At 63.0% G+C, this 15,048-nt stretch carries 13 protein-coding genes; 6 read left to right on the top strand and 7 right to left on the bottom strand.

The window, feature by feature from the left end; all coding sequences use genetic code 11:
- Positions 1-308 precede the first annotated feature (308 nt).
- From ABTV29_RS17535 to pedF, 5 genes are all read right to left on the bottom strand, one after another.
- Positions 309-2,084: a PQQ-dependent methanol/ethanol family dehydrogenase gene (locus ABTV29_RS17535; protein ID WP_433765817.1), complete on the bottom strand. Its 1,776-nt coding sequence runs from the start codon at positions 2,082-2,084 to the stop codon at positions 309-311.
- Positions 2,085-2,351: 267 nt separating this feature from the next.
- Positions 2,352-3,290: a quinoprotein relay system zinc metallohydrolase 1 gene (locus ABTV29_RS17540; RefSeq protein WP_433765819.1), complete on the bottom strand. Its 939-nt coding sequence runs from the start codon at positions 3,288-3,290 to the stop codon at positions 2,352-2,354.
- Positions 3,291-3,332: 42 nt separating this feature from the next.
- Positions 3,333-4,094, bottom strand: a complete 762-nt coding sequence (locus ABTV29_RS17545; protein ID WP_433765820.1) for a quinoprotein dehydrogenase-associated SoxYZ-like carrier — start codon at positions 4,092-4,094, stop codon at positions 3,333-3,335.
- Between the two features lie 9 nt (positions 4,095-4,103).
- Positions 4,104-4,979: a substrate-binding periplasmic protein gene (locus tag ABTV29_RS17550; RefSeq protein WP_433765822.1), complete on the bottom strand. Its 876-nt coding sequence runs from the start codon at positions 4,977-4,979 to the stop codon at positions 4,104-4,106.
- Between the two features lie 4 nt (positions 4,980-4,983).
- Positions 4,984-5,445, bottom strand: a complete 462-nt coding sequence (gene pedF / locus ABTV29_RS17555) for a cytochrome c-550 PedF (RefSeq protein WP_433765824.1) — start codon at positions 5,443-5,445, stop codon at positions 4,984-4,986.
- Between the two features lie 387 nt (positions 5,446-5,832).
- Between pedF and ABTV29_RS17560 the strand changes: the two genes are divergently transcribed.
- From ABTV29_RS17560 to ABTV29_RS17585, 6 genes are all read left to right on the top strand, one after another.
- Entirely contained in the window at positions 5,833-7,017 is a 1,185-nt protein-coding gene (locus ABTV29_RS17560; RefSeq protein WP_433765826.1) for an ABC transporter substrate-binding protein, read from the top strand.
- A gap of 26 nt (positions 7,018-7,043) precedes the next feature.
- The gene (locus tag ABTV29_RS17565; RefSeq protein ID WP_433765827.1) at positions 7,044-8,018 is read left to right on the top strand and encodes a YVTN family beta-propeller repeat protein; all 975 of its coding nucleotides are present in this window, start codon (positions 7,044-7,046) and stop codon (positions 8,016-8,018) included.
- Positions 8,015-8,746, top strand: coding sequence for an ABC transporter ATP-binding protein (locus tag ABTV29_RS17570; protein ID WP_433765829.1), 732 nt, complete (start codon positions 8,015-8,017; stop codon positions 8,744-8,746). The genes ABTV29_RS17565 and ABTV29_RS17570 overlap by 4 nt, the downstream gene beginning before the upstream one ends.
- Positions 8,743-9,534, top strand: coding sequence for an ABC transporter permease (locus tag ABTV29_RS17575; RefSeq protein ID WP_433765831.1), 792 nt, complete (start codon positions 8,743-8,745; stop codon positions 9,532-9,534). Before ABTV29_RS17570 ends, ABTV29_RS17575 begins: the two co-directional genes overlap by 4 nt.
- Before the next feature lie 225 nt (positions 9,535-9,759).
- Positions 9,760-10,317 carry a PQQ-dependent catabolism-associated CXXCW motif protein gene (locus tag ABTV29_RS17580; RefSeq protein WP_433765833.1) on the top strand — a complete coding sequence of 186 codons (558 nt, stop codon included), beginning with the start codon at positions 9,760-9,762 and terminating at the stop codon, positions 10,315-10,317.
- A gap of 56 nt (positions 10,318-10,373) precedes the next feature.
- On the top strand, positions 10,374-11,039 hold the full coding sequence (locus tag ABTV29_RS17585) for a response regulator (protein ID WP_433765835.1): 666 nt from the start codon (positions 10,374-10,376) through the stop codon (positions 11,037-11,039).
- Positions 11,040-11,165: 126 nt separating this feature from the next.
- Here ABTV29_RS17585 and nahK read toward each other — a convergent pair whose 3' ends face one another.
- Together nahK and nosP are read right to left on the bottom strand one after the other, a co-directional pair.
- Positions 11,166-13,760, bottom strand: coding sequence for a hybrid sensor histidine kinase/response regulator NahK/ErcS' (nahK, locus tag ABTV29_RS17590; RefSeq protein ID WP_433771920.1), 2,595 nt, complete (start codon positions 13,758-13,760; stop codon positions 11,166-11,168).
- Entirely contained in the window at positions 13,729-14,892 is a 1,164-nt protein-coding gene (gene nosP, locus ABTV29_RS17595; RefSeq protein WP_433765836.1) for a nitric oxide-sensing protein NosP, read from the bottom strand. Before nosP ends, nahK begins: the two co-directional genes overlap by 32 nt.
- Positions 14,893-15,048 lie beyond the last annotated feature (156 nt).

Below are 15,048 nucleotides of genomic sequence, written 5' to 3' on the forward strand. Positions count from 1 at the left end.
AGGAGGGGCTCTCGTTATTTGGTAGTAGGTCCTGCGCAAATCCAAATATGGGAACAATCCTTGTGGGAGCGAGCCTGCTCGCGATGACGGTATGTCAGTCGACAACTTTGTTGACTGTGCCGGCCCCTTCGCGGGCAAGCCACGCTCCCACAGGGTTTGGTGTCGATTGCATGATTCGAGAACGGCACAAGAACCTGTGGGAGCGAGCTTGCTCGCGATGGCGGTGTGTCAGGCGACATCATTGTTGGATGTGCTGGCCTCATCGCGAGCAGGCTCGCTCCCACAGGGGGCAGGTGTTGGGCTCGGGATCAGTGCTTGGCCACCAGATCCTTCGGCAACTTGAAGGTCCAGAGCATGCCGCCCTGGTTGAAGTCCTTCACCCGCTTGGCCACTTCGCCGCCCCACAGCGGTACGGCGCCGCCCCAGCCGGAGAGCACCGAGACGTACTGCTCGCCGTCCATTTCCCAGGTCACGGGCGAGCCCAGTACGCCGGAGCCGGTCTGGAATTCCCAGACCTTCTCGCCGGTCTTGGCATTGAACGCCTGCAGGAAACCTTCCGGCGTGCCGGTGAACACCAGGTTGCCCTTGGTGGTGAGCACCCCGCCCCACAGTGGCGCGAAGTTCTTGTGCCGCCAGACTTCCTTGCCGGTTTTCGGGTCGATGGCGCGCAATACGCCGATGTAGTCTTCATTCAATGGCTTGATGGTGAAGCCCGCACCGAGGAACGCCGCGCCCTTCTTGTAGGCGATGCCCTCGTTCCAGATGTCCATGCCCCACTCGTTGGACGGCACGTAGAACAGGCCGGTGTCCCTGTTGTAGGCCATCGGCATCCAGTTTTTCGCGCCCAGGAACGCCGGCGCCACGAACACCGAACTGCCCTTGGCTTCGGTACCCGGTGCCCCGGGGCGGCTGGCTTCGTTGTAGATCGGACGGCCGTCTTTATCCAGGCCGGTGGCCCAAGTGATTTTGTCCACGAACGGGAAGCCACGGATGAATTTGCCGTTGGTGCGATCCAGCACGTAGAAGAAGCCGTTACGATCGGCGGTGGCCGCCGCTTTGATTTCCTTGCCGCCTTCGCTGTAGTTGAACGACACCAGTTCGTTCACGCCGTCAAAGTCCCAACCGTCGTGGGGTGTGCTCTGGAAGTGCCATTTGATGGTGCCGTCGTCCGGGTTGAGCGCCAGGCGCGACGACGAGTAGAGGTTGTCGCCCGGCCGCAGGTGCGAGTTCCACGGTGCCGGGTTGCCGGTGCCGAACAGCAGCAGGTTGGTTTCCGGGTCGTAGTAGCCGCCCAGCCAGGGCGCCGCACCGCCGGTCTTCCACAGGTCGCCCGGCCAGGTCTTGCCCGCCTCGCCACCGGAGATGCCGTTTTCAACGGCCTTGCCGTCCTTGTACACGTAGCCCATATGGCCTTCGACCGTCGGCCGGGTCCACAGCAGGTCACCGTTTTTCGGGTCGTAGGCCTCGATCTTGCCCACCACGCCGAACTCGCCACCGGCCACGCCGGTAATCAGCTTGCCGTTGATCACCAGCGGCGCGGCGCTGATCGAATAGCCTTCCTTGTGGTCGGCGACTTTCTTGCTCCAGACCACCTTGCCGGTGTCCTTGTTCAGCGCCACGAGCTTGGCGTCGAGGGTGCCGAAGATCACCAGGTCGCCGTACAGCGCGACGCCTCGGTTGATCACGTCGCAGCAAGGGCGAATGTCATCCGGCAGGCGCGCATCGTATTGCCAGAGCTTCTTGCCGGTGCGCGCATCCACGGCGAACACCCGCGAGTAGGAGCCGGTCATGTACATCACGCCGTCCTTGACCATCGGCTGCGCCTGCTGGCCACGCTGCTTTTCGCCGCCGAACGAGAACGCCCACGCCGGGCGCAGCTCCTTGACGTTATCGACGTTGAGAATGTCCAGCGGGCTGTAGCGCTGACCCTGAACGCCCAGGCCGTTGGTCACGACCTGCTCGGGGTTCTTCGGGTCCTGGAGAATGTCCTGGTCGGAAACCCCGGCCAATGCCTGGCCGGACAACAGCATGGCACTGAGCAACAGGCTCAGGACGAAGGGCTGGCGACGTGCGGGTTGAGTCATGACGGCTTCCTCTGCGGTTTTTGTTGTATTCGCGGGAAATTTCCCGGTCTGGTGCAGATTCTTGGGCGCCGGCGCCTGGACAACAATTGGCCGCAATGTGGAGATTTCTAGTTCCTTGGTACAGGGTTGGGTGTGGATCGCGCGACTCCCCCTGTAGGAGCGAGCCTGCTCGCGATGGTGGTCAACGATAACGCTGGAGGCCTGACACCCCGCGGTGTTCTCGGGTTCATCGCGAGCAGGCTCGCTCCTACAGGGGGGCGGTGTTGATTATTGCTGCGCGTTGGAATCGACTCGCGTCATCTGCGCCCGCTCATAGCGCGGATACAAATGGCTCACGCTGCGAATCAGTTCATAGCGACTCAAACTGATCCCGGCGAATCGCTCGGGGATGGGGCTGCGGATCATCTCGGCCATGTCGCTGCCATTGGCCGCGCCCTCGCGCATCAGCTGGTCGAGCCAGCCCAGGTAGTCGCGCATCTGCACCAAGGGCTGCGGGTCGCTTGCGATGGGGCCGTGGCCGGGCACGATCAGCGTCCAGGGCAAAGCCTGCAGGGTCGCAATGTCGGCCAGCCACACCGACAGGCCCGGACTGTTGGGCGTGGTCAGGGCCCGTTGATAAAACACCAGGTCCCCGGCGAACAGCACGCCGGTTTGCTGGTCGAGAATAGCCAGATCCGCGCCCGTATGCCCACCCAGACCTATCAGGCGCAAATCGTGATTCCCAAAACTTTTCACCCCGGGGGCCAGGGTTTCGCTCGGCAACAGCACTTCGGTGCCGCGCATCCAGTCCCCCACCAGCCGGTACATGTTTTCGGCCATGGCATCGCCCTGCTGTTGCAGCAATTCGGCAGTACCGGCCAGTGCGCCAATCGGCACATCGCTGAACGCCTGGTTGCCCAGCACATGGTCGGGGTGATGGTGGGTCAGCAGGACCTCGATCACCGGTTTGTCGGTGGTGGCGGCAATCGCCCGGCGCATGGCCTCGCCATAACGCTTCGACGACCCGGTATCGATCACCACCACGCCGCGCTCGGTGACGATGAACGCGGTGTTGACGATATTGCCGCCGTTGTCCTTGGCGAAATTATCGGTGCTGCCCTCCAGCAGCCAGGTGTCTTCGGCGATCTGCCTGGGCTTGAGCGAGTATTCGAGGTCGGCCATGGCCGGCAGGCCGAGGGCGACGAACAACAGCAGCATCCAGCGCATGTCAGGCTCCTGTTTCAGGAAATGGGGCTCGGAAATGGGGGCTCAGGGAATGGCCGCATCGAATTGATTGCCGCTGTTATCGCGCAACAACAGGTGCGTCTGCCCTGCCCCCTCCAGATCAAAGGCCAGGCTGGGGTTTTCGCTGACGGCGGGGAACAGTTCGAGGCGGGCCAACAGTTGATCCTGCTGATCGCGCAGCTCGGCATGATTGATAAAGAACTCCGGGATGCCACTGACCATGCCGTTGTCCATCGGATGCGCCACCTGCAAGCGCAGGCGACTGAAGTCCTGGCGCGGATAACGGCCGCCCAGCACCTCACCCATGCGCTCCTCCCAACCCGGCTGGGTGCGCACCACGCTCGGCGCGGTGCAGCCGCCGCCCGCCGCATCGATCAGGGTTGAACCGACATGCCACAACCCGTCACGGGTCAGCACCGCCGCGCGCAAGGGTGTGGCCTGCTCGACACGGATGCGGATCGACAGCCACGGCAACACACCGGCCAAGGGTTCGAAATCGACGATTTTCGGCAAGGGGTTGAGTTCCGCCCAAGCGAGGATTCTCACCACGTCGCCCTCGAACGCCCGGGCGTCGATCTCCAGCGGCACTTGCCGCGCGTCTTCGGCGAACGGTGGTGCCAGCAGCTTGACCCGTTCATCGAACACGAACGGCCCATCGCCCAGCATTTGCTTGTGGTAGAACCCCCACATCACCGACGGCACCGGGTCTTTACCCGGATCGACAGCGGCGGCATGGGCCGCCAGGCTCAAGCAGCAGACCAACAGACAATTCCTTTGCCATTTCATCGCCGGCTCCTATTGATACATCTCGGGCACGTCGTAGCGCAGGCCGTAATGGCCGTAGATGGTTTTCACCGCGCCCTCGCGGATCAACCCTTCAAGCGCCTCCTCCACCGCATAGGCCAGTTGCCGGTTGCTCTCGTGCACCGCCATGCCGATCTCCCAGAGCTGCTTGCCCATGTTCGGGTAGGCGTTCTCCGCCAATGCCAGTTGTGGGTCGGCGGCTTCATGCACCTGCCAGTCGATCTCGCCGCGCATGGCCATGACCGCGTCGACTTCGCCGGCCTTCATCGCGGCAAATGCCTGGGACACGCCCGGGTAGTGATGGGTCTTGCCGGCGAGCATGCCGTTGAACACCGACGTCAGGTAGAACGACGGCACGCTGTCGACTTCGACGCCGATCGGGTGCTGCTCGAACACCGCGACGCTGGCGACCTTGTCCAGGCGGCGACGGTCATAGGCGACTTGCCATTGCTCGTTCTGGTACGGGCCGAACATCACCACATGGCCGTTCTCCAGTTCGCCGAATTCATTGCGCTTTTGCGCGTAATCGCGGTCGTAGGGCACGCGCATCATCAGGTCGGCCAGTTGCTGGTTGTGCAAGGCACTGGCGCGCCAGATGTAATCGCGCAGGTCGTCGTCGAGCTTTTCACCGGGCGGCGCCCAGATCAGCGTCAGGCGCACGCCCAACGCCTTGGCCAGGGCCTCGGCCAGCTCCACATCGACGCCCCGGGGCTGACCGGCCTGCTCGAAACTGTAGGGGGCGAAGTCCTTGTAGACCGCCACCTTCAGCTCCCCGGCGGCGATCATCTCGTCGTAGTTGCGCACCTGCGCCTGCACCGACTGGCAGCACAGCCACACCGCGCCGAGCAACATCGCAAGCAGGCGCATGGCGTCACTCCTCGACGTGCACGGTGTCCAGATAAGTGCGAACCGCCCACAACGCTTCCTGACTCAGGTAGTCGGCCATTTTCGGCATGTACACCCGGCCGTCGCGCACTGCGCCATTGCGCACCCGCTCGACGAACCATTCATCGCCGGCGTCAGCGGCATCGAGCATGCGCAAATCGGGGGCGATGCCACCGGACTTGGCTTCCAGGCCATGACAGGCCGCGCAGTTCTGGTTGTAGGCCGACGCGCCGATTTCCACCGCCTTATCGTGTTCCGGGGAGGTACGGTACGGGTTCACCGACGCCCAGCCATCGGCATCGAGCTTCACGCCGGCATCCTTGATGGGCGTCAGGCCTTTGGTTTCCACAGCCTGCGGCACCACATTGCCGTGGGCCCAGGCGGAACCGGCACTGATAAGTCCGGCCAGCAGTGCGGTGACGATCAAGGCGTTGCGTTTGTTTGTCATTGTTATGCCCTCAGGTTGCACGCAAAACCTCTTGGCAGAGGCTATGGCGGCCATCTTAGAAACCCGGGCGCTGCGGCCCCATGCTGCTTTGGTGGCCGGCGTCTAATTCCTTGGTAGTAAGGCGTTTGGCGGGACGCCCGGATCATGTGGGCGCGGACCGTGAAGCCGGTCGACGCCGATCAGGGTCAGGATCAGCAAAAATGGCAAAAGCAGTGCCTTGACGATGCGCATGGTCAGTCCCCCTGGAGTCATGGCCGCAGGAACCCATGCTAGAACCGCGCCGACCGCCCGCAGCTACTACCTTGGTACTGGCTCGTCGGTACTTTCTGCATATTTCCACGATGCCTGGGGCTTCCTATGCTGGCGCTACCTGTAATGGAGTGCCCTATGCGCCAGCTTGCCCCTTACGCCCTGATCTACCTGTTGGCGATTGCCTGTGCCGCCGGGCTGGCGACCCAAAGCCAGGCCGCGGACGCGCCCTTGCAGGTACGGATCGGCTACCTGGGCTATCGCCTCGACCCCGGCCCGCTGCTGTCCAACGTCATTCCCGAACCCACCGACGCCGGACTGCGCGGCGCTGAACTGGCGATCATCGACAGCAACAGCACCGGGCGTTTTCTCAATCACAGCTACAGCCTGGAAAGCGCCAGCGTCGACAGCCCCGAAGCCTTGCTCAGCGCGGCGAAGACCCAACACGAACAGGGCCTGCGCCTGTTCGTGGTGAATGCCCCTGCCAGCAGCCTGCGCCAACTCAGTGCGGCCCTGCCCGACAGCCTGCTGTTCAATGCCGGCAGCGCCGACGACAGCCTGCGCACCACCGATTGCCTGCCGAACGTGCTGCACAGCCTGCCGAGCCGGGCGATGCTGGCCGATGCGCTGGCGCAGTTCCTGGTGGTGCGCAAGTGGCAACGGGCGCTACTGATCGTCGGCCCGACGCCGGACGATCAGGCCTATGCCGCGGCCCTGCGTCGCGCAACCAAGCGCTTCGGCCTGCAACTGGTGGCGGAGAAACCCTGGAGCTTCGATAACGATCAACGGCGCAGCGCCCAGGCCGACATACCGCTGTTCACCCAGACCGCCGAATACGACGTGGTGCTGGTGGCGGACGAGCGCGGCGACTTCGGCGAATACGTGCCCTACCAGACCTGGTACCCGCGCCCGGTCGCCGGCACCCAGGGCCTGACCCCGGTGGGTTGGCACAAGACCGTGGAAACCTACGGCGCTGCCCAGTTGCAAAAGCGCTTCGAGGCCCTCGCCGGACGCTGGATGAACGACCGCGACTTCGCTGCGTGGATCGCCGTGCGCAGCGTCGCCAGCGCCGTGAGCAAACTGCGCCAGACCGATCCGATGGCCATCCGCGCCCTGGAAATCAGCGATCAGTTGCCGCTGGACGGGTTCAAGGGACGCAAGCTCAGTTACCGCCCGTGGAACGGCCAATTGCGCCAGCCGATCCCCATCGTGCAACCCCGGGCACTGGTCAGCACTTCGCCCCAGGACGGTTTTTTGCACCCTTTCAACGAGATGGACAGCCTGGGTTACGACAAGCCCGAGGTCAGCTGCCGCTTTCCCTGAACAACAACGACAACAAGGACACTGCCATGCGCCGCACTCTCTCTTGCCGCAGCCTGCTCACTTGCGCCCTGCTCCTCGCGGCTGGCCACGCCGCCGCCAGCACCGCCTGGGTCTCCAATGAAAAGGACAACAACCTGAGCCTGATCGACATGCAGACCCTGCAAGTCACCGAGACCCTGCCCGTCGGCCAGCGCCCCCGTGGCCTGCTGCTGTCCCATGACAACAAGTTGCTGTACATCTGCGCCAGCGACTCGGACCGGGTCCAGGTGATGGACGTGGCCACCCGCAAGATCATCAAGGAACTGCCGTCGGGCAAAGACCCCGAGCAATTCGCCCTGCACCCCAACAACCGCTGGCTGTACGTCTCCAACGAAGACGATGCGCTGGTGACAGTGATCGACACCGAGACCTCCAAGGTCCTCGGCCAGATCAACGTCGGCGTCGAGCCCGAAGGCATGGCCGTCAGCCCCGACGGCAAATGGGCGGTCAACACCAGTGAAACCACCAACATGCTGCACTGGATCGACACCAGCACCCAGTCCCTGGCCGACAGCACCCTGGTGGATCAGCGCCCGCGTTTCGTCGAGTTCAGCAATGACGGCAAGCAGCTCTGGGCCTCGGCGGAAATCGGCGGCACGGTGACGATCCTCGACGTCGCCAACCGCAACGTCCTCAAGACCCTGAACTTCCAGATCAAGGGCGTGCACCCGGACAAAGTGCAGCCGGTAGGCATCAAGCTCAGCGCCGACGGCAAATACGCCTTCGTGGCCCTGGGCCCGGCCAATCACGTGGCGGTGATCGACGCCAAGACCTTCGAGATACTCGACTACCTGCTGGTGGGCCGGCGCGTCTGGCAACTGGCGTTCACCCCTGACCAGAAACAGCTGCTCGCCACCAATGGGGTCAGCGGCGATGTGTCGGTGATCGACGTCGACAGCCTCAAGGTCAGCAAGTCGGTGAAGGTCGGACGCTATCCATGGGGCGTGGTGGTGACGCCATGAACGCCCTGGAAGTCAGCGACCTGAGTTTCTCCTATGGCGCCCGGGAGGCCTTGCGCCAGGTGAGTTTCAGCCTGGCACCCGGGCGATTTGCTGCGTTGCTGGGACCCAACGGCGCGGGCAAGTCAACGCTGATCGCCCTGCTGACCCGGCTCTATGATCTGCAGCACGGCGATATCCGGGTGGGCGGCTGTTCATTACGCAAAGCGCCGCGCCCGGCGCTCAAACAGCTGGGCGTGGTGTTCCAGCAAAGCACGCTGGACCTGGACCTCAGCGTCGAGCAGAACCTGCGTTATCACGCAGCCCTGCATGGCTTGTCGCGACGTGAGACCGGCCTGCGCGTCGACGCCGAACTGGCCCGCCAGGGCCTGGATGAGCGTCGTGCCGAGCGGGTGCGCAACCTCAATGGCGGCCATCGCCGCAGGGTGGAAATCGCCCGCGCCCTGCTGCATCAACCGCGCCTGTTGTTGCTGGATGAAGCCAGCGCCGGCCTCGATCCGGCCAGTCGCCTGGCGCTCAATCGGCATATTCGCAGCCTGTGCCGCGAACAGCAGATCAGCGTGCTCTGGACCACCCATTTGCTCGATGAAGTACAGCCCAGCGACGACTTGCTGATACTCCATCAGGGCCGGCTGGTCGCCAGCGGGCAGGCCGATGCGCTGAGCCTGGAACACGGCGGCGACCTCGATTCGGCGTTCACTCGCCTGACCACCACCGGAGCTGCCCGATGAACGCTTACTGGCAATGTTTCAGCGGTATCGTCCTGCGCGAGTGGCTGCGCTTTGTGCTGCAACGCACACGGTTTCTCAGCGCCCTGGTGCGGCCGCTGCTGTGGCTGCTGGTGTTCGCCGCCGGTTTTCGCGCAGCCCTGGGCATCGCCATCATCGAGCCCTACGACACCTACATTCCCTACGAGGTCTACATCATTCCGGGCCTGGCCTGCATGATCCTGCTGTTTAACGGCATGCAGGGGTCGCTGTCGATGGTCTACGACCGGGAAATGGGCAGCATGCGCGTGCTGCTGACCAGCCCCCTGCCCCGGACATTCCTGCTCTGCAGCAAACTACTGGCGACGTCGCTGATCTCGCTGCTGCAGGTGTATGCCTTCCTGGCGATTGCCTGGGTCTACGGCGTGCAGCCACCGGCCATGGGCCTGTTGCTGGCCCTGCCCGCCCTGTTGCTGGTGGCATTGATGCTCAGCGCCCTGGGGTTGTTGCTGTCCAACGCCATCCGCCAGCTGGAGAACTTCGCCGGGGTGATGAATTTCGTGATCTTCCCGCTGTTCTTCTTGTCCTCGGCGCTGTATCCGCTATGGAAAATGCGCGAGGCCAGCGAATGGTTGTATTGGCTGTGCGCGGTGAACCCGTTCAGCCATGCGGTGGAGCTGGTGCGTTTTGCCCTGTATGAGCGGTTCAATCCGCTGGCGTTGGGAGTTTGTGCGGGGCTGACGCTGGTATTCGCACTGCTCGCCGTGCTGACCTTCAACCCCCAACATGCGGCGTTACGCAAATCCAGCTAACAACACCAATCCCCTGTAGGAGCGAGCCTGCTCGCGATTGCGATCTGTCAGCCACATCAGTGTTTGATGTGCCACCAAAATCGCGAGCAGGCTCGCTCCTACAGGGGTTCTTCATTGAACGGGGGAAATTTACTACTTTAGTACTGGTTCCACCTGCCTATCGTCGCATTCCCAACGCACCGCCACTGGCATGTAATGGGCGCATAACGATAAGGATCAATCCCCATGCCGCGTGCCCGACGTCGCCTGTTGCGTCCAACTCTCGCTGCGTTGTCGCTCAGCCTGTGGCTGGCGGGCGCGCAGGCGCAAACGCCGTTGTTTTCCCCCGATGGCTATCGCATCGACCTGTACCGCAGCCCCACGCCGGACCTCATGCAGGACGCGACCATCATCGATACACCGGTCCTGCAAACCCTGCTTGAGCAAAACCCGCGCCCGGTGCTGATCGATGTCTATCGCCGCCAATGGCTGCAAGGTCGCTTCATCGAAGACCAGCCCCACGAAAACCTGCCCGGCAGCCATTGGCTGGCCAACACCGGCGACGGCGAGCTGACGCCACAATGGCAGGACTACTTTGCGGGCAACCTGCAAAAGCTGACCGGCGGCGACCTGACGCAACCGCTGGTCTTCTACTGCCGCGCCGACTGCTGGTTGAGCTGGAACGCGGTCAGGCGCGCCGCGCGCCTGGGCTATAAATCACTGTATTGGTACCGCGATGGCCTGGATGCCTGGCAAGCGGCCAACCTGCCGGTGACCCCGGCCCAGCCCGAACCCTTTCCCTGAGCTTTACGCGTGCACGTTGTTGCCACACCATAATCAAAATAATGAGGTGAAAGGCCATGTACAAAATTCTGATTGCCGACGATCACCCGCTGTTTCGCGAAGCCATTCACAACGTCATCAGCGATGGTTTTTCCGGCAGCGAGGTCATGGAAACCGCCGACCTCGACAGCGCCCTGGCGCTGACCCAGGAACACGACGACCTGGACCTGATCCTCCTCGACCTGAACATGCCCGGCATGCACGGGCTCAATGGCCTGATCAACCTGCGTAACGAAGCACCGACCATTCCGGTGGTGATCGTCTCCGCCGAACAGGACAAGCAGATCGTCCTGCAGGCCATCACTTACGGGGCGGTGGGTTTCATCACCAAGTCCTCGCCCCGCACACAGATGACCGATGCGATCCAGCAGATTCTCAACGGCAACGTCTACCTGCCTCCAGACATCATCCGTACGGGCAACAGCAGTTCGCACCGGCGCATGAACGACACCCCGAGCATCCCGCCGGAATTGCTACAGGCCCTGACCCGCAAGCAGTTGCAGGTGCTGGAACGGATGACCAAGGGCGAATCGAACAAACAGATTGCCTACACCCTGGAAATCGCCGAAACCACAGTCAAGGCCCATGTCTCGGCGATCCTGCGCAAGCTCAACGTGCACAACCGCGTGCAGGCGATCCTGAGTGCCGGGGATATTGATTTCGGGTCTTATTTGCGCCGTTGACCGCCCCTGCTGATCGTTCCCACGCTCTGCGTGGGAATGCCTCAACGGACGCTCCGCGTTCGGCTCTGGAAGGGACGCGGAGCGTCCCGGGCTGCATTCCCACGCAGAGCGTGGGAACGATCAGGCTCAAGGCCTGCCGAGCAAGTGACTCATCGCCGTCTTGAGCTTCATCGGCCGCACGGGCTTGTGCATCAGGGTATGGCCCAGTTCGCGGATCTTCTGCTTGAGGTCGTTGCTGTAATTGGCGGTGATCATCATCACCGGAATCGCACTGGCCCGACGGGCATTGATCCGGGCCACGGCATCGACGCCGTTGCGGTCGTTGTCCAAGTGGTAATCGGCAATCAGCAAATCCGCCTCGGCATGGTAATTGTCCACCTGCCGCGCCAGGTCCTCCTCCGACAGCGCCGTCACCACCACGCAACCCCAGCCCTCCAGCAAGGTACGCATGCCGGCGCAGATGGTCGCGTCGTTGTCCAGCACCCAGACCTTCGCACCGCGCAGCCGTTCGAGCATGGGCTCGGTCATCGGCGGGCTCGGCATTGGCTTGGGGGCCGTGGCACTCAACGGCACTTCCACCGAGAACAGCGAGCCCTTGCCCGGCCAGGAACGCACCTGGATGCGGTGCCCAAGAATGCCGGCAATCTTTTCGACGATCGCCAGACCCAGGCCCAGCCCACGATCCTGGTCCGGGCGTTGTACATCACCGCGCTTGAACTCCTGGAAAATTTCTTCCAGGCGATCCTCGGCGATGCCCATGCCGGTGTCCCAGACCTGAATCGACAGGCGCTGGCGATGCCGACGGCACCCCAGCACCACGCGGCCGCTGTAGGTGTAGCGAATGGCGTTGCTCAACAGGTTGCGCAGGATCCGCGCCAGCAACTGGATGTCGCTGCGCACCAGTGCCGAACAGCCGATGAAATGCAGTTGCAGGCCTTCGCTGCGCGCCACCTGGGTGTACTCGGCGGCGAGGTTTTCCAGCAGTTCGCTCAAGGCGAACGGGGCTATGTCGGCCTTGATCACCCCGGCATCGAGCTTGGAAATGTCCACCAGCGTACCCAGCAGGGTCTCCACGTCTTCCAGGGAATTGCTGACATTGCGCACCAGGATGTCGTTGCAGATCGGCTCGCGACGTTCAAGCAAGGCGCTGGTGAACAGTCTCGCGGCGTTCAGCGGCTGCAACAGGTCGTGGCTGACGGCGGCGAGAAACTTGGTCTTCGACAGGTTGGCCTGTTCCGCTTCCAGCTTGGCCTCGCGCAAGCGTGATTCGACCCGGCGACGCTCGTCGATTTCCCGCAGCAGCTGGCCATTGAGGTCGGTCAGTTCGGCGGTGCGTTCGCGCACCCGCAGTTCAAGGTTCTGATAGGCCTGATGCAAGGCTTCGGCGGTACGGCGGCGCTCGGTGATGTCGCGAATCAGCACGAAAATCCCCACCACCTCGCCGCTGGCCAGGCGGTTGGGCACATAGGAACGCAGCATGTAGCGCTCCTGATTGTTGACGTTGGTCTCGGCGAACTCGAAGGTCACGCTCTCCCCGGCCAGCGCCCTGGCCACGTAGGCCTCCAGGCGCTGGTAGTGCTGTTCGCTGTGCACTTCGCGCAGGCTCTGGCCGAGCATCACCCCGCGCGGCCAGCAGTACCATTCTTCGTAGACCTTGTTGGTGAATTCGTAGACCAGATCGGCATTGAGGTAGGCGATCAACGCCGGCACATGGTCGGTGATCAGGCGAATCCAGCGCTCGCTCTCACTCAGGGCTTCGGCGTGCTGGTAGCGTTCGGTGATGTCGGTGAAGGTGTTGACGAAACCGCCGGTAGGTAACGGATGGGTACGGATCTCCAGGACCCGGCCATCTTCCAGGCGCTGTTCGCATTCCTGCACCGGCCGGCCATTGGCGCCACGGCTGGCCGGGGTCAGCAGGGTCAACTCGCTGTCGGCGATCACTTCGGCAAACGGCCGATGGGCCGCCACCGGCGCCAGGCCACTGAGTTCGAGAAACCGCCGGTTCCACAACTCCAGAATGCCTTCGGCGTTGACCATCGCCACCCCCTGGGACAGGTTGTCGACCGCCCGTTGCAACAGGTGCGACTTCTGCGCCAACGCCTGCTCGCGGCGCACGGTTTCGCTGAGCTTGACGTCGGTAATGTCGGTGAACAGGATCACCCGCCCGCCTTCCTGGGTCGGCCGTTCGCTGACTTGCAGCCAGCGACCGTCCTGCAGGCGGTACAGCAGGTTTTCCTCGGCATGCCCGCGGGGTTCTTCGGCAAACATCCCGTTGTTGAGCATCAGGCGCTTGACCTCGACCAGGCGCATACCGGCGTGGATCCGCACCCGGCTGTTGCTCCAGAACGCCTTGAAGCGACTGTTGAACAGGACAATGCGCTGCTCGGCGTCGAACAGCACGAAGGCATCGGAAATGCTTTCGATGGCGTCGATCAGGTGTTGATGGGCCGTTTCGGCGCGCAGGCGGGCTTCGCTGAGCAGATGGTTGCCGGCCTTGAGTTCGGCCATGGCCTGGTTCAAGGCATCGGTGCGCTCACGCACCTGCTCGGCCAGCACCACCGAATGCTGGAAGGCCGCATAAGGATCGTTGCCACGGGTGACGCCGGACTCGATACGTTCGATCAGCGCTGCGTTGATGCGTTGCAGCTTTTGATTGTCATGTTGCAGGGCGGCGATCTGCGCCTGCAGCTCAGCGTTTTCCGAGGGACCGGCCCCGGGCAATGGCAACGCCGGTGAAGGTCTGGTTGATGTGCATGCCATTGAACTGTTCTCCGTAGGAGTTGAACCCCATCACGCGCTGCTCGCGCAAAAACGCCCCGACCTGCTCCAGGCTGCCGTGGTCTTCCAGTTCCAGGCGCCGCAGGAAACAGTCGCAGCCGATGGTCAGCAACAAATCGCCGAGCCGCTCCTGCAAGCCATCGAACAGGCTTTGCAGATTCGGCAACAACGGGCCCGGGGTCATGGCGGTGAGGACAATGCCGTTCTCCACCGCGCAGTAGAAACTCAGGCTCAAATCCGGATGAACCTGCTGGATGGCGCGCACGTAATACTGTTCGTTGATGCGCACGGCCAAGGGATGCGCGGCGAAGATCCGGTGGTCGAGCTCGGCCACCGGCACACCGATGTGCCGGGCATACTCGGCGGCGGCCGGCTCGGCGTTGAGTTCGAAGACCCGTCGCGAGGCGCTGTCGGCCCCGGTGACCACCAGCTTCTGCGCCTGAGGCTGCAGGTGATGGGTGGTGAACACTTCGAAGTCCAGCCAGGTATTGACCAGCACCACCACCGCCGCGCCACTGTGGAAGCCGCCGTCGAAGTAAACGTGGGTGTGAGTCAGGTAGTTGTCGTCCCCGGCCGAGCCGCCGAAATGCGGAATGGCACCGAGCGCCGCACTCAAGGCGGCCAATACCATCTCTTCGCGGCTGGACAGGCCATCGAGCAGGGTCAGGGCAAAGCTGTTGCCCTTGATCGGGGCCAGGGTGTTGCTGCGACAGCCACCCACCAGACGCTCGACCATCTGCTGTGCGTCGATCAGGCTGAAGTGCTCCATTTCATCGATCAGTTCCAGGGCGATGGAAAAGTGCCGATGATCGAAGCCCATCGCCGTCACGCAATTGCGTCCATAGCCCAGCGGGGTGATTTCCCCGGCGCTGGTGCAACCGGCCAGGCGGATCCCGCCGAAACTTTGCTGCAAGGCGTGGCCCAGCGCCGGCAAATCGTATTCGGCGGAACAGAAGAACAGCACGAAACCCAGATTCGGATGCAGCAACTGCCGCGCCAGTTCCTGCGCCGCCTGCTGCGGGTCGGTGGCGAGCGACATGGCGCTGACGACACCTTCGTTATGGACCTGCTGCATCGCCACCCCCGCAGGTGCGTGTATATGAGGCACGAGTGTACGAAGGCTGAGGGGCGGGACGAATGCTACTTGGGTAGCGGGTAGCCGCTTCGATGGGATGAGAACCGGGCGATATCTGCAGAACAACTCAAGTTCCCTTGTGGGAGCGAGCCTGCT

The sequence above is a fragment of the Pseudomonas putida genome (assembly GCF_050989985.1).
GTDB classification, from domain to species: Bacteria; Pseudomonadota; Gammaproteobacteria; order Pseudomonadales; family Pseudomonadaceae; genus Aquipseudomonas; species Aquipseudomonas putida_AI.